General features: G+C 69.3%; 17 protein-coding genes. 7 read left to right on the top strand and 10 right to left on the bottom strand.

From position 1 onward, the window contains the following. Positions 1–116: 116 nt before the first annotated feature. Positions 117–818, top strand: coding sequence for a TetR family transcriptional regulator (locus JUB11_RS13455; RefSeq protein ID WP_207459063.1), 702 nt, complete (start codon positions 117–119; stop codon positions 816–818). A gap of 31 nt (positions 819–849) precedes the next feature. Here JUB11_RS13455 and JUB11_RS13450 read toward each other — a convergent pair whose 3' ends face one another. After that, positions 850–1,713 carry a shikimate dehydrogenase gene (locus tag JUB11_RS13450; RefSeq protein ID WP_207459062.1) on the bottom strand — a complete coding sequence of 288 codons (864 nt, stop codon included), beginning with the start codon at positions 1,711–1,713 and terminating at the stop codon, positions 850–852. Positions 1,714–2,111: 398 nt separating this feature from the next. Here JUB11_RS13450 and aroQ point away from each other — a divergent pair, with 398 nt between their 5' ends. Genes aroQ through JUB11_RS13430 form a run of 4 tightly spaced genes read left to right on the top strand, consistent with a single transcriptional unit; the run spans position 2,112 to position 5,559 of the window. Beyond that, positions 2,112–2,564 carry a type II 3-dehydroquinate dehydratase gene (gene aroQ, locus JUB11_RS13445; RefSeq protein ID WP_207459061.1) on the top strand — a complete coding sequence of 151 codons (453 nt, stop codon included), beginning with the start codon at positions 2,112–2,114 and terminating at the stop codon, positions 2,562–2,564. Between the two features lie 38 nt (positions 2,565–2,602). Next, positions 2,603–3,172: a TRAP transporter small permease gene (locus tag JUB11_RS13440; protein ID WP_207459060.1), complete on the top strand. Its 570-nt coding sequence runs from the start codon at positions 2,603–2,605 to the stop codon at positions 3,170–3,172. Between the two features lie 25 nt (positions 3,173–3,197). Beyond that, entirely contained in the window at positions 3,198–4,478 is a 1,281-nt protein-coding gene (locus tag JUB11_RS13435) for a TRAP transporter large permease subunit (protein WP_207459059.1), read from the top strand. A gap of 55 nt (positions 4,479–4,533) precedes the next feature. After that, a complete protein-coding gene (locus JUB11_RS13430) occupies positions 4,534–5,559 on the top strand; it encodes a TRAP transporter substrate-binding protein (RefSeq protein ID WP_207459058.1) in 1,026 nt (341 codons plus the stop codon). 71 nt (positions 5,560–5,630) lie between these two features. Here the strand turns inward: JUB11_RS13430 and purU are convergent, their stop codons facing one another. Next, positions 5,631–6,494: a formyltetrahydrofolate deformylase gene (purU, locus tag JUB11_RS13425; protein WP_207459057.1), complete on the bottom strand. Its 864-nt coding sequence runs from the start codon at positions 6,492–6,494 to the stop codon at positions 5,631–5,633. Positions 6,495–6,762: 268 nt separating this feature from the next. Here purU and JUB11_RS13420 point away from each other — a divergent pair, with 268 nt between their 5' ends. After that, positions 6,763–7,782 carry a TRAP transporter substrate-binding protein gene (locus tag JUB11_RS13420; RefSeq protein ID WP_207459056.1) on the top strand — a complete coding sequence of 340 codons (1,020 nt, stop codon included), beginning with the start codon at positions 6,763–6,765 and terminating at the stop codon, positions 7,780–7,782. A gap of 25 nt (positions 7,783–7,807) precedes the next feature. Here the strand turns inward: JUB11_RS13420 and JUB11_RS13415 are convergent, their stop codons facing one another. The 8 genes from JUB11_RS13415 to JUB11_RS13380 form a co-directional block, all read right to left on the bottom strand. After that, complete coding sequence (locus tag JUB11_RS13415; protein WP_207459055.1) at positions 7,808–8,797, bottom strand: aldo/keto reductase; 990 nt, start codon at positions 8,795–8,797, stop codon at positions 7,808–7,810. Between the two features lie 64 nt (positions 8,798–8,861). Beyond that, positions 8,862–9,728: a phytanoyl-CoA dioxygenase family protein gene (locus tag JUB11_RS13410; RefSeq protein WP_207459054.1), complete on the bottom strand. Its 867-nt coding sequence runs from the start codon at positions 9,726–9,728 to the stop codon at positions 8,862–8,864. Between the two features lie 105 nt (positions 9,729–9,833). Further along, positions 9,834–10,334 carry a spore coat U domain-containing protein gene (locus JUB11_RS13405; RefSeq protein ID WP_207459053.1) on the bottom strand — a complete coding sequence of 167 codons (501 nt, stop codon included), beginning with the start codon at positions 10,332–10,334 and terminating at the stop codon, positions 9,834–9,836. Beyond that, complete coding sequence (locus tag JUB11_RS13400; RefSeq protein WP_207459052.1) at positions 10,322–12,676, bottom strand: fimbria/pilus outer membrane usher protein; 2,355 nt, start codon at positions 12,674–12,676, stop codon at positions 10,322–10,324. Before JUB11_RS13400 ends, JUB11_RS13405 begins: the two co-directional genes overlap by 13 nt. Then, positions 12,642–13,370: a molecular chaperone gene (locus JUB11_RS13395; protein WP_207459051.1), complete on the bottom strand. Its 729-nt coding sequence runs from the start codon at positions 13,368–13,370 to the stop codon at positions 12,642–12,644. Before JUB11_RS13395 ends, JUB11_RS13400 begins: the two co-directional genes overlap by 35 nt. A 31-nt stretch (positions 13,371–13,401) precedes the next feature. Continuing rightward, complete coding sequence (locus JUB11_RS13390) at positions 13,402–13,875, bottom strand: spore coat U domain-containing protein (protein ID WP_207459050.1); 474 nt, start codon at positions 13,873–13,875, stop codon at positions 13,402–13,404. Positions 13,876–14,107: 232 nt separating this feature from the next. Then, the gene (locus JUB11_RS13385; protein ID WP_247887025.1) at positions 14,108–15,823 is read right to left on the bottom strand and encodes a thiamine pyrophosphate-binding protein; all 1,716 of its coding nucleotides are present in this window, start codon (positions 15,821–15,823) and stop codon (positions 14,108–14,110) included. A 152-nt stretch (positions 15,824–15,975) separates the two neighbouring features. Next, positions 15,976–16,956 (bottom strand): tripartite tricarboxylate transporter substrate binding protein, encoded by a 981-nt coding sequence (locus JUB11_RS13380; protein ID WP_207459049.1) that lies wholly within the window; start codon positions 16,954–16,956, stop codon positions 15,976–15,978. Between the two features lie 460 nt (positions 16,957–17,416). On the opposite strand from JUB11_RS13380, the gene JUB11_RS13375 reads away from it, so the two are divergent. Next, on the top strand, positions 17,417–18,358 hold the full coding sequence (locus tag JUB11_RS13375; RefSeq protein ID WP_207459048.1) for a dihydrodipicolinate synthase family protein: 942 nt from the start codon (positions 17,417–17,419) through the stop codon (positions 18,356–18,358). Positions 18,359–18,366 lie beyond the last annotated feature (8 nt).

Here is an 18,366-nt window from a genome sequence, read left to right as displayed (position 1 = left end):
CTGGTGGATAAGGTTCCGGCCTTGGTGGTAGAAGGACCGGAACCGTGACCGTTCGTGGCCGCCAGCGGACATAGGCCGTGGCGACCGCCGAAGGCCAAGGACGATGAAAAGGCAGGATGCCCGCCGTGACTTCTGATTCGACTTCCGACGCGACCTCGGACCGGCAGCCGGCCGACGAGCCGGAGCTTCTCTCGCCCGCGCGCAAGCGGGACGCGGAGGAGACCCGCCGGAACATCCTGGCGGTGGCGAAGGAGGAATTCGCCAAGAACGGGCTGTCCGGCGCGCGCGTGGACGCCATCGCGGCGCGGACCCGCACCACCAAGCGGATGATCTATTATTACTTCGGCAGCAAGGAGGGGCTCTATCTCGCCGTGCTGGAGAAGGCCTACGCCGACATCCGCGGCATCGAGATCAACCTGCATCTGGAGGAAGCCGATCCGGAGACGGCGATCCGGACGCTGATCGACTTCACCATCGATTACCAGGACGCCAACCCCGACTTCATCCGGCTCGTCAGCATCGAGAACATCCACGAAGGGCGCTTCATCGCCCAGTCCGAGGCGATCCGGAACCTGAACGTCGCGATCATCGACACGATCCGGCGCATCCTCGCGCGCGGCCGTGAGACGGGTGCCTTCCGCGACGACGTCGATCCCGTGGACGTCCATTTGATGATCAGCTCCTTCAGCTTCTTCCGCGTCTCGAACCGCCACACCTTCGGCACGATCTTCAAGCGCGACCTGTCCGACCCGGAGCTGAAGGAGCGCCACAAGCGGATGCTGGCCGAGGCCGTCATCCGCCTGCTCCGGCCCGCCTGACGGGCACTCGCCCGCGTCAGCCTTCGCCCAGTCAGCCTTCGCCCATTGAGGCGAAGTGGCGCTGCATGCGCGCGGCGTCCGGCGTGATGCCGGTGAACAGGCGGAAGGCCTCCACCGCCTGGAAGACCGCCATGCCGCCGCCGGACACGGTCCGGCAGCCCAGCGCCCGGGCGGCCCGGAGCAGCTCCGTCTCCAAGGGGAAATAGATCACCTCCGACACCCAGAGGTCCGGGCGCAGCAGTTCCACCGGCAGCGGCATTCCCGGGAACTTCGCCATGCCCACGGGCGTGGTGTTGATCAGCCCGTCGGCCTCGGCCATCGCGGCGGCGAGGTCCGTGCCGGCGACGGCGCGGCCGGCGCCGAAGCGGGCGCACAGGCCGGCCGCCACGGTCTCGGCGCGGGACGGCTCGACGTCGAAGACGGTCAGCCGTTCAACGCCGAGCGTCAGTGCGGCGTGCGCCACGGCAGCACCGGCCCCGCCGGCGCCCATCTGCACGACCCGGCCCATCGGTGCGTCGGGCAGGCCGCGACGGAAGCTCTCGGCATAGCCCCACCAGTCGGTGTTGTGGCCGATGCGCCGGCCGTCCTTCAGCACGACCGTGTTGACGGCGCCGAGGTCGCGCGCGTCCGGCGACAGTTCATGCAGGAAGGGGATGATGGCCTGCTTGCAGGGAAAGGTGACGTTCAGCCCGGCATAGCCCATGCGCTCGGCGGCGGTCAGAAGCTCGGGCAGGGCGTCGGGGCCGAGGCCGAGCCTGTCCAGGTCGATCAGCTTGTAGACGTATCGCAGACCCTGTTCGCTGCCTTCCCGCTCGTGCATCGCGGGCGTGCGCGAGGCCTGGATGCCCTTCCCGATGAGGCCTACGAGGAAGGAGGGCTGGGCGGTCTGTGTCATGGCTTCGCCTTGTCGGGGCCGGCGCCGGACGGCGCGGGCGCGTTTTTCTTAGGGTCGCGTCCTTGGAGCGGCGGAACCGTTTGGCCGGGTCCGGCGGCACTCCAATTCCGTGATGGTTCGCATCACCGTTTGCATGAACAATGAACTATCTGGTACGTTCATGTCAACCGGCGCTGTCGGAGCCGTGTCCTGGCGCTGCCGGAACCGGGTCCTACCCACAAAGGCGGAAGCCGCTTACGTCACCCGTTGACTTGAACGTACCAGATAGTTCATTGTCGGAACAGATCGTGGGGGTGGGAAGCAATCCGGGGCGCGGCACAACGCGTGGACGGCGGCATTCCTCGGCCTCGCGGCCAGCCGCCACTCCGGCACCGCCATTCTGAAAGGGCAGGAACCCAATGAGCCGTCCCATCTACGTCCTGAACGGTCCCAACCTGAACCTGCTCGGCAAGCGCCAGCCGGAGATCTACGGGCACGAGACGCTGGCCGACGTGGAGGCGGAGTGCCGGCGGACGGCGGAAGAGCTGGGGCTGGGGATCGAGTTCCGGCAGAGCAACGCGGAGTTCCAGCTGATCGACTGGATCCACGAGGCGCGCGAGAGCGCCGGCGGCATCATCATCAACCCCGCCGCCTTCACCCACACCTCGGTCGCGATCCTCGACGCGCTGAACACCTGCGACTTTCCGATCATCGAGGTGCACATCTCGAACATCCACAAGCGCGAGGAATTCCGCCATCACTCCTTCGTCTCGCGCGTGGCGAGCGGGGTGATCTGCGGTTTCGGCACGCAGGGCTACCCGCTGGCGCTGATGCGGATGGCTCGCCTTCTCGAGCAGCAGACCGCCGTCTGACGGCTGGCAAAGACCCGCAGGGATTCCGGGAGGACCGCATGAGCAGGCTGATCGACGGCTATTTCTTCGCACTGAAAATCCTGATCGCCGCCTTCCTGGCGGCGATGGTGGTGCTGGTGTTCGGCAACGTGGTGCTGCGCTACGGCTTCAACAGCGGCATCACCGTGTCGGAGGAGCTGTCGCGCCTGTTCTTCGTCTGGCTGACCTTCCTGGGCGCCATCGTGGCCTTGCGCCAGCACGGCCATCTCGGCATGGACAGCCTCGTCGCCGCCCTGCCCAGGGCCGGCAAGACCGCCTGCTTCGCCGTCAGCCACGCCATCATGATCTACGTCACCTGGCTGCTGCTGCAGGGAAGCTGGGACCAGACCCTCATCAACCTCGACGTCGCCGCCCCCGCCACCGGCCTCTCCATGGGCTTCTTCTACGGCTCCGGCGTCGTCTTCGGCGTCTCCGCACTCGCCATTCTCGCCGTCAATCTCGCCCGCGCGCTGGCCGGGCGGCTCAGCGACGGCGAACTCATCATGGTCAAGGACTCCGAGGAGCAGGCCGAGCTGGAGGGCGTCCAGCACGCCGCCGCCGGCCGCACCCCGCCCGGCAAGGCCGCCTGACCCGACGCTCCAGAGGTTCCCTCCCATGACCATCACCGTCTTCCTGGGCTCGCTTCTCGGCGCCATGGCCATCGGCATGCCCATCGCTTTTGCCCTGCTGCTGTGCGGCGTGGCGCTGATGTTCCACCTCGACCTCTTCGACGCGCAGATCGTCGCCCAGAACGTCATCAACGGCGCCGACAGCTTCCCGCTCATGGCCGTGCCCTTCTTCATGCTCGCCGGCGAGATCATGAACGCCGGCGGCCTGTCCAAGCGCATCGTCACCGTCGCCATGACGCTCGTCGGCCACGTCAAGGGCGGGCTCGGCTACGTTGCCATCCTGGCCGCCTGCATCATGGCCAGCCTGTCCGGCTCGGCCGTCGCCGACGCCGCCGCGCTGTCGGCGCTGCTGGTGCCGATGATGGTGCGCGCCGGCCACGACAAGGCGCGCTCGGGCGGGCTGATCGCCGCGTCCGGCATCATCGCCCCGATCATTCCGCCGTCCATCGGCTTCATCATCTTCGGCGTGGCCGCCAACGTCTCCATCACCAAGCTGTTCCTGGCCGGCATCGTGCCGGGGCTGATGCTCGGCCTGGCGCTGGTCGTGGCCTGGTGGCTGGTGGTGCGCGGCGAGAACGTGACGCCGCCGCCGCGCGCCTCGAAGGGCGACATCCTGCGCGCGGTGCTGGACGGCTTCTGGGCCTTGCTGCTGCCGCTGATCATCATCTTCGGGCTGAAGTTCGGCATCTTCACGCCGACGGAAGCAGCGGTTGTGGCGGCGGTCTACTCGCTGTTCGTGGCGACGGTGATCTACCGCGAGCTGCGGTTCGCGCAGCTGTTCGAGCTGTTCGTGACGGCGGCGACCACGACGGCGGTGGTGATGTTCCTGGTGGCCGCGGCGATGGTGTCGGCCTGGATGATCACGGTGGCCGATCTGCCGAGCCAGGTGTCGGAGCTTTTGGGTCCCTTCATGGACAGCCCGACGCTGCTGATGCTGGCGATCATGGCGCTGGTGGTGGTGGTCGGCACGGCGATGGACATGACGCCGACGATCCTGATCCTGACGCCGGTGCTGATGCCGGTGATCAAGGAGGCGGGCATCGACCCGATCTACTTCGGGGTGCTGTTCATCATCAACAACGCCATCGGGCTGATCACGCCGCCGGTGGGCACGGTTCTGAACGTGGTGGCGGGCGTGTCCAAGATCAGCATGGGCAGCCTGATCCGGGGCGTGTGGCCCTTCATGCTGGCCCAGCTCATCGTGCTCGCCCTCCTCATCCTCTTCCCGTCCCTCGTCACCGTCCCGGCGCGCTGGTTCTACGGCTGAACCGGCCCCCTGACCGCCCCTTTCCCAAACACGAAACACCGAACCGGAGGAACCCATGTTGAAGAGCTGGAAAACCCTGTGCGCGGGCCTGCTGCTGCCCGGCATGCTGATGCTGGCGGGCGGCGCCAATGCCGCCGACATCCAGGAGCGGACCGTCAAGTTCTCCTTCCTGAACGCGAAGGAGCACCCGCAGGGGCTGGGCGCCCAAAAGTTCGCCGAACTGCTGTCGCAGAAGAGCGGCGGCAAGATCAACGTCCGTCTGTTCCCTGGCGGGACGCTGGGCGGCGACCTGCAGACGCTGTCGGCGGCGCAGGGCGGCACCGTGGAAATGACGGTGATGAACGCCGGCATCCTGGTCTCGCTGATCAAGGAGTTCGGCGTCCTCGATCTTCCCTTCCTCTTCGACAGCGCCGCCGAGGCCGACGCCGTGCTGGACGGCGAGATCGGCCGGCAGCTGCTGGAAAAGCTGCCGGAGAAGGGGCTTGTCGGGCTCGGTTTCTGGGATCTCGGCTTCCGCCAGCTCACCAACAGCCGCAAGCCGGTCACGAAGGTCGAGGACATCGCCGGCCTGAAGGTCCGCGTCATCCAGACGCCGATCTACATCGACCTGTTCAAGGAGCTGGGCGCAAACCCCGTGCCGATGGCCTTCACCGAGCTGTACACCGCGCTCGAGACGGGCTCCGTGGACGGGCAGGAGAATCCCGCCGCGACCATCGAGGGCTCGAAGATCTACGAGGTGCAGAAGCACCTGACGGTCACGCGCCACATCTACAACCCGCAGCTCCTCTTCATCTCGAAGAAGTTCTGGGACCGGCTGTCGGCCGACGAGAAGGCCCTGTTCCAGGACGCCGCGAAGGAGGCCACGGCCTACCAGCGCGAGGTCTCCCGCCAGAAGGACAGCGTCGCGATGGCGAACCTGAAGGCCGCCGGCCTCCAGATCGTCGAGCAGGCCCCGGAAGAGGTCGCGAAGATGCGTGCCAAGGCCAAGCCGGTCTTCGACAAATACGCCGCCGAATACGGCGCGCCGCTGGTCCAGCAGATGGTCCAGGAAATCGAGAAGGCGCGCGCTGCTAAGAAGTAACCCGGCGCCCGGTGCGATGGGTCCTTGAGGCGCCGCCCGGAGACGGGCGGCGCCTTTTTCGCCTCGGGCCGTCAGTCCCGGAAGACGACCGTCTTGTGGCCGTTCGGGACGACGCGGTCGTCCAGGTGCCAGGCCACTGCGCGGGCCAGCACCCGGCGTTCGATGTCGCGGCCCTTGCGCACGAGATCCTCGGCCGAATCATGGTGGCTGATGCGCTCCACGTCCTGCTCGATGATCGGCCCTTCGTCGAGGTCGGAGGTCACGTAATGGGCCGTGGCGCCGATCAGCTTCACGCCGCGGGCGTGCGCCTGGTGGTAAGGCTTGGCGCCCTTGAAGCCCGGCAGGAAGGAATGGTGGATGTTGATGCAGCGGCCGGAGAGCTTCGTGGACAGCTCGTCCGACAGCACCTGCATGTAGCGCGCGAGCACCACCAGTTCCGTCCCCGTCTCCTGCACCAGGGACCAGATCCGCGCCTCCTGCTCCGCCTTGTTGTCCTTGCCGACCGGCAGATGGTGGAAGGGGATGCCGTCGAAGTCGTGGTTCCGGAAGGTCTCGCGCGGGTGGTTCGACAGGATGGCGGTGATGTCCATCGGGATCTCGCCGATGCGCCAGCGGTAGAGCAGATCGGCCAGGCAATGGTCGAACTTCGACACCAGAAGCATGACCCGGCGGCGTTCGTCGCGCCGGCGCATGGTCCAGCGCATGGCGTGGGGTTCGGCGATGCGGGCGAAGGCCTCGCGGATGGCCGGGAAGCGGCCGCCGTCGCCGGACTGGTTGAAGACCAGCCGCATGAAGAAGTTGCCGGTTTCCGTATCGTCGTACTGGTGCGCTTCCAGGATGTTGCAGCCCTGCTCGAACAGGTAGGTCGAGACCGCCGCGACGATCCCGGGGCGGCTGGGGCAGGACAGGGTCAGGACGGCGAGGCTGGCGGGCATGGGGGTTCGTCTTTCCTGGAGGAGGGCCGCATTCTCTCCGATCCCCGGCCCCGCCTCATAGAACCGGGCGGCCATTTCCGCTGAAGGAATCCGACGGGCCTGGGCTGGGCCGTCAAGGCTGGGGAAAAGCTCGCTCCCGTCATTAAAGGTATGTTCAGAGGGCAGCGGCTACTGCTATGTCCCGGAACGGTGCGGCGAACGCACCATCCGTCCTTCGAACGATGAATATCCGCCCATTGCAAGCGGAACCCTGGGGGAGTCGTAAAAGATGCGCCGCTTTCTGAAATCCCTGCTGACGGGCGTCCTGGTGCCCTGCGCCCTGCTGGCCGGTGCCGCCAGCGCCGCCGACATCCAGCAGCGCACGCTGAGGTTCCCCTACGCCAACAACAAGGGGCACCCGCAGGATCTCGGCGTGCAGAAGTTCGCGGAGATCGTCGCCGCCAAGAGCGGCGGCAAGATCACGGTGAAGTCCTACCCGGGCGGCCAGCTCGGCCCCGACCTGCCGACCGTCTCGGCCATGCAGGGCGGCACCATGGACATGACGGTGATGAACGCCAGCCTGCTGGCCGGCAACGTCAAGGAAATGGCCGTCTTCGACTTCCCGCTGCTGTTCCGCAACGGGCGGGAGGTGGACGCCGTGGCCGACGGCGCCGTCGGCCGCAAGCTGCTCGACAAGCTGCCGGAGCGCGGCTTGGTCGGGCTGACCTACTGGGAGCTGGGCTTCCGCCACTTCCACGGCAGCAAACGCCCGATCAGGACCGCCGACGACATGAAGGGCCTGAAGATGCGCGTCATCCCGACGCCGATCTACGTGGACTTCATGAACGCGACCGGCGCCAACGCCGTGCCGATGCCCTACACGGAAACCTACACGGCGCTGGAAAACCGCACCGTGGACGGCATGGGCAACCCGCTGCTGAACATCCTCTACGGCAAGTTCTACGAGGTGAACAAGTATCTCACCATCGCGAACTACATGCACAACCTCCAGGCCGTCATCGTCAGCAAGAAGCTGTGGGACAAGCTGTCCGAGGACGAGCGCACGATCATCCGCGACGCCGCCAACGAGGCCGCCGTCTACCAGCGCCGCGTCGCGCGTGAAGAGGACGCCAAGGCGCTGGAGCAGCTGAAGGCCCAGGGCATGATCGTGAACGAGCTTCCGCCGGAAGAACTCGCCAAGCTGGGCGAGATCGCCAAGCCGGTGATCGCCAAGTACAGCAAGGACATCGGCGAGGAGCTGGTCAAGGAGCTCTACGCCGAGATCGAGAAGGTCCGCGCGAAGCCGTGAGGAAGGCGCGGAGGCCGGCACCCCGTCAGGCGCCGGCCTCCGCGATCATGCGCCGGCGGAGATCGGCGTCGGGGTAGGGACCCGAGCCGGCGGCGACGTTGTCGGCCATGTGGCGGGGCCTGCCGGTGCCGGGGATGGCGCAGGTCACCGCCGGGTGGGCGAGGACGAACTTCAGGAGCGCCTGCGCCCAGCTCGCCGCCCCGATCTCCGCCGCCCAGCCGGGCAGGGGGCGGGGGCTCAGCTCGCGCAGCAGGCTGCCGCCGCCGAAGGGCTGGTTCACCAGAACGGCGATGCCGCGCTCGGCGGCGAGCGGCAGCAGGCGGCGCTCGGCGTCGCGGTCGTTCAGCGCGTAGTTGAGCTGGACGAAATCCAGCGGCTCCGCCCGCATCACCGCCTCCAGCTCGTCGTGCGCGCCGGAATGATAGTGGGTGATACCGAGGTGGCGGATCCGCCCCTCGCGCTTCCAGCCGCGCAGGGTGGCGAGATGCGTGCGCCAGTCCACGAGGTTGTGGATCTGCATCAGCTCGATGCGCTCGGCGCGGAGCAGCCGCAGGGATTCTCTCATCTGTTCGATGCCCGCCGTCTCGCCGCGGGTCCAGACCTTGGTGGCGAGGAAAGCCTTGTCCCTGGCGCCCATGCCGGCGAGCACGTCGCCCACCACCGCCTCCGACGATCCGTACATGGGCGAGGAGTCGATCACCGACCCGCCCGCCTCGAACAGCACGCGCAGCACCTCGGCCCGTTGCGCCCGCTCCTCGGCGGAATCGCCCACGTCGAAGGTGCGCCATGTGCCGCAGCCGATCACCGGCAGCAGCTCGCCGGTGGATGGGATCGGGCGTTTATCCATCGTCCTGGTGTCCATCGTGGCCGCTCCTGCTGTTGCCATGGCCGGTCCGGCGGCCAGCGCCGCCGCGGCGCCGCCGGACAGCCGCAGGAAGGCGGCGCGAGTCAGCCCGCCCGGCCCGAAGGACAACCGCCGCTCCTCGCCCCTGTTGCGGCCCAAATCACGGTCCATGTCACGGCCCATATCACGCTCCCCGCTCGCCGATGCCGTCCTAACATGGCGCGCGCCGGCTCCATCAAACAGGGGCCGGTGTGGGATCGCCCACGTAATGCGGCTCGGGGCGGTGGTGCAGCTCCTCGTAATGGACCAGCACCGGCTCGCCCAGCGGCACCGGCTCGCCGTCCCGCCAGGCCCATTCCCCGCGGTCGCAGTCGGCGGCGGCGACGTAGCCGTTCACGTAGAGGCGCCGGTCCCGGCCGGAGCGGTTGGCGGCCGACCCGTGGATCATGTGCGGGTGCCAGAGCCCGACGTCGCCCGGCTCCAGCGCGAAATCCACCAGCCGGGCGGGGTCGAGCCCGTGCCGTTCCAGCACCTCCTCCATGATGCCGGAGCCGAGAATGCTGCCGCGCGGCTCCAGGTCCAGCTCGCCCAGGAGATGGCTTCCGGGATAGACGCGCATGGCCCCGCTCTCGGCCGTGTGGGGATCCACGGCGATGCCGGATTGCAGGTAGGACTCGCCGAGATTCCGGTAGGCCTCGCGCGGGCGGCGGAAGCGGCTGTCCTGGTGGAAGGCGTAGTCGCCGCCCGCCGCCCCGCTCGGCTTCCAGTGGAGCTGGTTGATGATCTGCTTGACGTCGCGCCCGATCAGCGGCTCCAGGATGCGGAAGAGCCGCCCGTCCTGGCGGAAGGCGTTCAGGACGGGATCGCCGTAGGAGGGCCACTGCACCATGCGGACGGTGTGGCCGATGGCGGCGTCCTCGGCAACGCGGACGTGGAAGTTTCCGTGGCGGAAGCTGCGGGGGTGCGTCAGCCCGGCCTGGAACTGCCGGTCGAAGGCGGCGGCGAGGTCGGCGACCTCGGCGGCGGAGAACACGCCGCGCAGGATGAGGTAACCGTCGCGGCGGTAGGCGTCGCGGATGTCGGACGGGCACGGCAGCGGCATGATCGGCGTCTCCGGAGGGCAACCGTCCCTATTCTTTGCACGCGGGTGCCCGGTTTCAACTTTTTCGGGTGTGACAAACGCGCCGGGCCGTTTCCGGCCGTTCCATCAATAGGCGACGGTCACGATGACCATGTCGGTGTAGCTGCCCGGCGTGGCAGCCTGCCGGGCGGGCATGCGGGCGTAGACCGTCACGGCCAGCCCGTCGGTCCAGTCGGCCCCCTTGACCTTAAACCCGATGCCGCCCCCGCCGCCGACGTCGTCCCACAGGGTGGTGCGGCCGTTGTCCTTGTAGAGGTTGTAGTCCAGCCGGTGAGGCCCGGCCTGGAGCTGGCGCCGATCGACGTCGCCGCTGCCGCCGGCCCCGAGCCCGATGACGATGTCGAGCTGCGGGTCGAAGGCCGCGTTGTGGCTGCACCGCACGGTCAGGGTCCCGGTGCTGTCCTTGGCCGTGGAGGACAGCGGGTTGTATTCCCCGAAGCTGATCTGCGTCGCCGTGACGGAGCAGGAACAGGTCTCGCAATGGTCCGCCGCCGATGCCCGCCCGGCGGGGAGCAGCAGCACCAGCGCCAGGGCCGTCCCGGCGAGGTGAGGGGTCAGGGTGCGCATGTCACGGGTCCGATCAGTGGCAGCGGGCCGTCGGGCTCGAAGGGTCCGATCACGGCGGTGCAGGGGATGCCGTCGATGGCGGCGATCAGGCGGGTGCCGTGCCTGGCGCCGGACACGAAGACGGTGCCGTCCATGCCGGCGATGGCGGTTCCGGCCGGCTCCTCCACCGTCAGCCGCAGGCCGGGAGGCAGCGGGCGGCCGTCCGGCAGCCGCATCGCGACCATGGCGCCGCCGCCCGTTCGGACCTCGAAGTCCACCAGCGCCGTGCCCCGGTAGGGCGGGATGACCGTCACCGTGTCGTTTCCGATGCTGGCCTCGAAGGGCAGCTCGTTGACCGCGACCGCGATGCGGTTCTCCTCGTAGGGCAGCAGGTCGGGGACGAGCGCCCGCCCGTCGCCGCCGATCGTGCCGGCCGGGCGGTTGTGGCTGTAGACGGTGACGCCGGACTGCCCCGGCACGCGCACCAGCGCGCGCCCGGCGCGGCTCTTGCGGGTGAGGAAGAAGCTTTCGTCGGCCAGCACGAGGCTGCCCGCGGCCGAGCCCCGCGCGGCGGACCCGCCGGGCGTGCGTTCCAGCTCCAGCGCGGTGGAACCGGTGCCGCCGTCCCAGCTCAGGCCCGCCTCGCTCCGCTCCCGCCAGCCGATCTCCTGCCGGGCGCGGTAGCCGAGGCCGAGGCCGTTCACCGGGCTGTGCTGCACGGCGACGGCGCCGCCGTTCCCCTCGCGCGCCCGGCGTGCTTCGGCCGTGGCGACGGTGCCGCCGCCGAGCGGCACCGTCAGGAAGGCGGCGACGGTCGTGTCCCCGGCGCGGAAGTCGCGCACGGCGCTGGTCGTCAGGTAGAGGTTCTCGGTGATGCGAAGCCCATGGGTCAGCGCGCCGACGGCGGACTGGCCCTCGCCCGCCTCGCGCCGAAGGGCCAGAGAGCCCGAGAGCGAGCCGAAACCGCCGAGCCGGGCCGACGCCGAGGCGGCGATCTGCTCGACCGTCGGCCGCAGGGAGGAGCGGCCAAGCTCCGCGAAGTCCTTCGACGTGCGTTCGTAGTTCAGGCCGGCGGCGTAGCCTCTGGCCGCGTAGCGGTAGGAGCCGGACAGCAGCCAGCCGAAACCGCGGCCCCGGCTTGCGGCGGCGTTGACCTCCAACTCGCCCAGCCGGGGCAGCGCCACGGCGAAACCGCCGCCGAGAAGCTGGGAATCGCGCGCCGTCTCGGCCGCGACCTCCACTGTCGTGCCGCCGGGCGTGCCACGCCGGTAGAAGCCCGAGGCGAAGGCGGTGCCGTAGGCGAAGCTGCGCAGGCCCCAGTCCCGGCGCAGCGCGCCGATCTGGACGGCGTAATCGTCCACCCCCTCGGCCAGCACGCGCGGCGTGCTGTAGAAGGGTGCGCTGATCACCCGCTCGCGCCCCAGCACGTCGCGCACCACCACGCGCGCCTCCCCGCCGCCGGTCACGATGGGAAGCCGTTGCAGGCTGAAGGGGCCGGGCTGGACGTCGGCGCGGTAGCGCATGACGTTGTCCACATAGACCTCGACCGTGGAGGGCAGGTCGGCCTGCCCCTCCAGCGCCGGGCCGGCGAAGACCGGGTTCGCGGGCTGGAGCCCGAAGGCCCGCGTGATCTGGATGCCGCCGAAGCGGGCGGGGCGCCCCCAGGCGCCGCCCCGGCTGATCGCGTCGCCGACGATGAAGCGGGCCGGGGCTTCGGGAAGGTCGCGCAGGTAGGCGCTGTCGAGCCGGACCGCACCCAGGTCCGTCCGGTAGAGGCCGGAGGAGGAGAGGAGGCCCCAATCGTCCGAGACGCCGAGATCGAACAGCCCGCCGGCGCGCCGGTCCCCCCGGTAGGTCTCGGCGTAGGCGTCGTAGTCGAGGAAGGCGGAGAAGATCTGCGGGCTCAGGCTCGGCGGGGCGCCGAGCGCCAGCGCGTTCACCTCCCGCAGCTCTGGATCCAAATCCAGCAGGAGCCGCTGGCCCAGCCGGTCCAGCCGGACGCCGATGCCGGGCGCGCCGCCCAGCACCGTGTAGGCACGGCCCTCGCGCGTGACCGACGGCAGCCGGTCGGCGCGGATCTTCAGGTCGCGGAGTTCGTGGGTGAGGGCGAGCAGGCGGGGCGCCTCGCCCGACTCCTCCGGCGCCGGTTCCTCCTCGATCAGCAGGACGGCCCCGGTATCGTGCCCGTTCACGACGGCGAGCAGGAGCGATTCCGCCGCATGGGCGGGTGAGGCGTCGGTGAGGGTGGAGGAGAGCAGGCAAAGTGCAGCCAGCGCGGCGGGCAGCCGCCGGCCCGGTCCCCCCAGGCCGCCGCCCGATGACCTGACATCACCGGACGTCGAGCGTAACCCGGCTCGTGCCATCGGTCGTGCGCACCTCGAGTTCCATGGGCCTGGAGCCCCCGCCAGGCGGCGGATCGACGCGGAATCGCCGGCTCTGGCCCGCCAGCACGTAGCCGCCGGCCCGGTCGGCGTCGCGCAGGGGACCGCCCTTCCAGCCCAGAGCCAGCCCGCTGACGCGGGCGTGGACGGGACCGTCGTTGCGGGCCTCCAGCAGCAGGCCCTGGCCGTCGCGCCGCGCCGTCCAGGCGAGCGCCGGCTCGCCCGCCGCAGCCGGCGCCACGAAGATTGGCACGCTGATCCTCAACAAGGTCTGAACGGCGCCCCCGCCCGTCGGCGAGGGCTCCGGCAATTCCTGGAGGAAGACGCGGTAGGCGCCCTCGCGGGCCGGCACCGCCCGGTCCAGCAGCCCGAGCCGGACGACCTGCTCCTGTCCCGGCTGAAGCTCGAAGACGGGCGGGGAGGCGAGGACGGTCCGCGTCGGCTCGTAGGCATCTTCGCCCGCGGACTGGCTCCAGCGGACGGTCCGCACCTCCATCGTCAGGCGCCCGGCCCCGGTGTTGCGCACCCGCATGGCCGAGGTGGCGCCCGTTGCCGAGAGATCGACGCGCACGGGGTACAGCTCGACCGAACCGGCGCGTGCCGGCTGGGCCGAACCGGCCAGCGCCGCGCCGAGCAGGGCCGCCGCCAGAAAGGTCCCGGTCCAGGCGCGCGTCATCGGCTCGCCTCCTTCCCGATCAGTAGGTCACTCAATAGGTCACGAGGATCTGCACCGAGTCCGCGTAGGACCCCGCCGGGACGCTCTGGCCGGAGGGAATGCGGCCATAGACCGGGATCGACTGCGCCGATCCGATGCCGGTCCCCGTCACCTTGTTCGTGGCGTTCCAGACCAGGCTGCGGCTACTGTCCGAATAGAGTTCGTAGGTGAGATGGCTGCCCGACCCCGCCATGCGGCGCGCCTGGTCCGCCGCGTTGCCGCCGGCGCCCAGCTCGACCGTGTAGGTGGTTCCCGCCGTGCAGGTCACGGAAACGGCGCTGGTCTGGTCGGTGTTGGCGGATGGAGTGTAGGTCCCGAAATCGATGCTGCCCGACGACACATTGCAAGTCGCGGCGACCGTGGCGCTCACCGAGAGCGTTCCGCTGGCCGTGCCGGCCATCGCTGGAGCCGCCATGGAGACGAGGGCGGCGATGCTCCAACCCGCAAGCGCAGTGTTCACTCGCATTGCTAGCACCTCTACGTCCGATTGTCACCAATTCGCGTCGAATACTCCAAAGATTGGAAGGAAGCGCCAAGCCGTTAACCCTCAAGAAGGTGGTAGTTCTCGCTTCATTTGAGGGAGGAAGGTTCCGAAAGTGGCAAGTCGGCGGATTCGGCCGGTTCATTCACGCAGGGCTCAAACGCAAAGGCGGCGTCCAGCCTCAAGCCGGACGCCGCCTCCCGGTTCGGCGGACTGTTCAGCGCGGCCCGCCGGCCCTGGCCGTCTCGCGCAATGCTGTCAGGGTGGTGTTGGGCGTGATCGCCTCGGGGTCGGTGCGCAGCTCGATCAGCGCGGGCTTGCCCGCCTTGAGCGCCCGTTCCAGCGCGGGGGCGAAGCCGGCGGTCTCCTCCACCAGCTCGCCATGGGCGCCGTAGGCGCGCGCGAGTGCCGCGAAGTCCGGGTTGACCAGGTCGGTGAAGCGCGCCCGGCCGGGGTGGCGGCGTTCCTGGTGCATCTGGATCGTGCCGTAGATGCCGTTGTTGATGACCAGGATCAGCACGTTGACCCCGTACTGCACCGCCGTGCCGAGTTCCTGCACGGTCATCTGGAAGCAGCCGTCGCCGGCGAAGGCGACGACGGTGCGGTCCGGATGCTCGCGCTTGGCGGCGATGGCCGCCGGCAGGCCGTAGCCCATTGAGCCGGAAGTGGGAGCGAGCTGGGTGCCGAGCCGGCGGTGCCGGTGGAAGCGGTGCGGCCAGACCGTGTAGTTGCCGGCACCGTTGGTGAGGATGGCGTCGTCCGGCAGCCGTTCGTTCAGCTGCCGCATGACCTCGCCCATCTGCACCCTGCCGGGCGTGGCCTTGGGCTGCTGCCAGGCCTCGTAATCGGCGCGGGCCTGCCGGGTCCAGTCCGCCCAGCGGGGCTCGACCGGCGGCATGGCCGCCGCGGCATGGGCGAAGGCGCGCAACGAGGCGTTGACGGGCAGGTCGGCCTGGTAGACGCGGCCCAGCTCCTCCGGGTCGGGATGCACATGGACGAAACTCTGCGCCGGCCGGGGAATGGCGACGAGGCTATAGCCGGAGGTGACCATCTCGCTGAGGCGCGAGCCGACGGAGATCAGCAGGTCGCACTCCCTGACCCGCCGGGCGAGCGCCGGGTTCACGCCCACCCCGACGTCGCCGGCATAGTTCGGGTGCCCGTTGTCGAACAGGTCCTGGCGCCGGAAGGAGGCGGCGACGGGTAGGCCGTTGGCCTCGATGAATCGCTGGAAATCGGAACGGGCCTCCTCGGTCCAGCCGCTGCCGCCGACGATCACCAGCGGTCTTTCCGCCTCGGCCAGCATGGCGCGCAGACGGTCCATCGCGTCGGGGCCGGGATAGGCGTCGGCCCGGCGGTGGGCGTGGGCGCCGAGGTCGGCCGGCGGGGTCACCATGTCGCGCAGCATGTCCTCCGGCAGGGCGAGCACGACGGGGCCGGGGCGCCCGGCGGTCGCGACGGCGAAGGCGCGGCCGATGAATTCGGGGATGCGCTCGGCCTCGTCGATCTGTGCCGCCCACTTCACCATGGAGCCGAAGACCTGCCGGTAGTCCAGCTCCTGGAAGGCCTCGCGCTCCATCTGGCCGCGCGCCACCTGCCCGACGAAGAGGATCATCGGCGTGGAATCCTGCGAGGCGACATGGACGCCGGCCGACGCGTTGGTGGCGCCGGGGCCGCGCGTCACGAAGCAGATGCCGGGCTCTCCCGTCAGCTTGCCGTGCGCCTCGGCCATCATGGCGGCGCCGCCCTCCTGCCGGCAGACCACCACGTCGAGGTCGGGATGGTCGTGGAAGGCGTCGATCACCTCCAGGTAGCTCTCCCCCGGCACGCAGAAGGCGCGCCTGGCCCCATGGGCGCGAAGGCAGGCGACCAGCAGCGCGCCGCCCGACATCGTCCCCGGCGCCGCACCCGATACCGCCTCATCCCGCTCCGACATGCACATCTCCTGAAAATTCGCGCTGAAATTTCGGCCGGCGGAACGCGGCCTCGGGCGTCCGCCTCACAGGGGCTGGAGTTTACCACCGGCGCCGCGGCCGGTCGCCGGCGCGCATGGGCGGGGGGCCGCCCGGCGCGCCGGCGGTCACGCCCTTACTCGATCTTGGCGCCGGAGTCCTTGATGACCTTGGCCCACTTGGTCGCCTCCTTTTCCATGTGGGCGGCCAGCGCCTCCGGCGTGGTGCCGGCCGGGGTGACGCCGGCCTTCTTCAGCCGCTCCACGACCTCCGGGTCCGTCAGGATCTCGCGCACGGCGGTGGACAGCTTGTTCACGATAGCGGGCGGGGTGCCGGCCGGGGCGTAGAAGGCCTGCCAGGACACGGCCTCATAGCCCGGCAGGAACTCGCCGATGGTCGGGACGTCGGGCAGCTCCGGCATGCGCTGGGCGGTGGCGACGCCGAGCGCGCGGCCGCGGCCTGCCTGCACCTGGGGCAGGGCGCTCGGCGAATTGTCGATCATGACCTGGATGCGGCCGCCCAGGAAATCCTTCAGCGATTCCGAGGAGCCCTTGTAGGGCACATGGACCATGTCGGTGCCGGACATGGTCTTGAACAGCTCGGTCGCCAGATGCTGCGAGGTGCCGGTGCCCGACGAGGCGTAGTTCAGCTCGCCAGGGCTCTTCTTCAGCAGCTCGATCAGCTCGGGGATCGTGTTGGCCTTGACGTCCGGATGGACCATCAGGATGTTCGGCACGACCGCGACCTGCGAAATCGGCGCGAAGTCCGTGATCTTGTAGGGCGACTTGGCGCCCCAGAGGGTCGGGTTGATGGCGTGGGTGGCGACGGTGCCCATGCCCAGCGTGTAGCCGTCCGGCGCCGATTGCGCCAGGGCCGTGGTCCCGACGTTGCCGCCGGCGCCCGCGCGGTTCTCCACGACGAAGCTCTGCTTGTAGCGCTCGCTCAGCTCCTGCGCCAGGAGGCGCCCGAGCGTGTCGGTCGATCCGCCCGCGTTGTAGGGGACGATGATCTTGACGGTGGTGTTCGGGTAAGTGGCGGCGGCGTCCTGCGCGCCGGCCTGGCCCGCGCCGAACAGCCCGGCGGCCAGCACGGCCGAGGCGATCGTCAGTGCTTTCATGTCGTTTTTTCCTCCCTGGGGTTTGGACCCGGCGACGGCATGGACCGCTTATGGTGCGTCGGTTCTGTGCGGAGCCCATGTGCAAGGCCGTCGAGAAATGCCCTGCGCCGAACCGTCAGTGGGACAAGCTAATCTTGCGGCCGGTTGTAAGTCAACAGAATGTGTCTGACATCTGAGAGGCGCATTGTAGCGCGGATGCTCATGGCAGCCACCATGATCGCCCGGGAGCCGTCATCCCCGCGAAAGCGGGGATCCAGGCCGGACAAGCGCTGTTCTGCGGAGTTTCTGGATTCCCGCTTTCGCGGGAATGACGGTTCAGGAAGGTGGTTGGTCGCGTGCAAGGCGCTTGGAAGGGCTGCCCTATCTCCAGTGCCCTGTTTCCTCTCTCTTGCAATTTGTCTGACAACTTGTCATAGCTAACCCCAGACACGCCGTCTGGCCCCGCCAAGGAGAGCAAACCATGAAGACCACGCCCGTCACCAAGCAGGATCTCCAGCGCTCCGTCCTGGCGGTTCCGCCGCTGGCCCGCAACGCCGACCTGTCGCTGAACGCTGCGGAGAACGCGCGGCTCGTCCGCTACATGGAGGCAGGCGGGGTCAGCAGCTTTCTCTATGGCGGCAACGCGAACCTCTACCATGTGCCGATGGCCGAGTTCCGTTCGCTGTTCGACATGCTGTCCAGCGTGGCCTCGGCGGAGAGCTGGGTCATCCCCTCGATCGGGTCGGACTATGGCAAGCTGATCGAACAGGCGGCCATCCTGCGCGATTACGAGTTCCCGACGGCCATGGTGCTGCCGCAGAGCGGGCTCGCCACCTCGGCCGGCATCGCCACGGGCATCCGCCACGCGGCCGACCGTGCCGGCCGGCCGCTGATCGCCTACATCAAGGCGGAGAACTACATCGACCCGGCGGATCTCGCGGCGCTGGTGAATGATGGCGCCGTCGTGGCCGTGAAGTACGGCACGGTGCGCGTCAACCCGGCCGAGGACGACTATCTGCGCGGCCTGACCCGGGCCGTCGATCCGTCGCTGATCATCAGCGGCATCGGCGAGCGGCCGGTGATCACCCACATGCGCGACTTCGGGCTGGTCGGCTTCACCTCGGGCTCCGTCTGCCTCGCCCCGCGCCTGTCCATGGCGATCCTGCGCGCCCTGCTGGCCGGCGACCACGCGACGGCGGCGGGGTTGCGCGAGCGCTTCATGGCCGTAGAGGATCTGCGTGACCGCCATTCGCCCATCGTCACGCTGCACGACGCCGTCACCCTGTCGGGCATCGCCGACATGGGTCCGATCCTGCCGCTGCTGAGCAACCTGGCCGACCCGGCGGTGCGCAAGGCGGTGCAGGAGGCCGCGACCGCGCTCGTGGCCGCCGACGACGCCGAGGGCCGCCGCGCCGCGGCCTGACCTCATCC

Source organism: Azospirillum sp. SYSU D00513 (assembly GCF_017356015.1).
Classification (GTDB): Bacteria; Pseudomonadota; Alphaproteobacteria; order Azospirillales; family Azospirillaceae; genus Azospirillum.
Note: the sequence above shows the minus strand (reverse complement) of the source record. Positions and strands in the feature narration are given on the sequence as shown.

Excerpts from the sequence above, each read along its gene's own strand:
- JUB11_RS13455 (WP_207459063.1), top strand. The coding sequence starts at position 117 with ATGCCCGCCGTGACTTCTGATTCGACTTCCGACGCGACCTCGGACCGG.
- JUB11_RS13450 (WP_207459062.1), bottom strand. The coding sequence starts at position 1,713 with ATGACACAGACCGCCCAGCCCTCCTTCCTCGTAGGCCTCATCGGGAAG.
- aroQ (WP_207459061.1), top strand. The coding sequence starts at position 2,112 with ATGAGCCGTCCCATCTACGTCCTGAACGGTCCCAACCTGAACCTGCTC.
- JUB11_RS13440 (WP_207459060.1), top strand. The coding sequence starts at position 2,603 with ATGAGCAGGCTGATCGACGGCTATTTCTTCGCACTGAAAATCCTGATC.
- JUB11_RS13435 (WP_207459059.1), top strand. The coding sequence starts at position 3,198 with ATGACCATCACCGTCTTCCTGGGCTCGCTTCTCGGCGCCATGGCCATC.
- JUB11_RS13430 (WP_207459058.1), top strand. The coding sequence starts at position 4,534 with ATGTTGAAGAGCTGGAAAACCCTGTGCGCGGGCCTGCTGCTGCCCGGC.
- purU (WP_207459057.1), bottom strand. The coding sequence starts at position 6,494 with ATGCCCGCCAGCCTCGCCGTCCTGACCCTGTCCTGCCCCAGCCGCCCC.
- JUB11_RS13420 (WP_207459056.1), top strand. The coding sequence starts at position 6,763 with ATGCGCCGCTTTCTGAAATCCCTGCTGACGGGCGTCCTGGTGCCCTGC.
- JUB11_RS13415 (WP_207459055.1), bottom strand. The coding sequence starts at position 8,797 with ATGGACCGTGATTTGGGCCGCAACAGGGGCGAGGAGCGGCGGTTGTCC.
- JUB11_RS13410 (WP_207459054.1), bottom strand. The coding sequence starts at position 9,728 with ATGCCGCTGCCGTGCCCGTCCGACATCCGCGACGCCTACCGCCGCGAC.
- JUB11_RS13405 (WP_207459053.1), bottom strand. The coding sequence starts at position 10,334 with ATGCGCACCCTGACCCCTCACCTCGCCGGGACGGCCCTGGCGCTGGTG.
- JUB11_RS13400 (WP_207459052.1), bottom strand. The coding sequence starts at position 12,676 with ATGGCACGAGCCGGGTTACGCTCGACGTCCGGTGATGTCAGGTCATCG.
- JUB11_RS13395 (WP_207459051.1), bottom strand. The coding sequence starts at position 13,370 with ATGACGCGCGCCTGGACCGGGACCTTTCTGGCGGCGGCCCTGCTCGGC.
- JUB11_RS13390 (WP_207459050.1), bottom strand. The coding sequence starts at position 13,875 with ATGCGAGTGAACACTGCGCTTGCGGGTTGGAGCATCGCCGCCCTCGTC.
- JUB11_RS13385 (WP_247887025.1), bottom strand. The coding sequence starts at position 15,823 with ATGTCGGAGCGGGATGAGGCGGTATCGGGTGCGGCGCCGGGGACGATG.
- JUB11_RS13380 (WP_207459049.1), bottom strand. The coding sequence starts at position 16,956 with ATGAAAGCACTGACGATCGCCTCGGCCGTGCTGGCCGCCGGGCTGTTC.
- JUB11_RS13375 (WP_207459048.1), top strand. The coding sequence starts at position 17,417 with ATGAAGACCACGCCCGTCACCAAGCAGGATCTCCAGCGCTCCGTCCTG.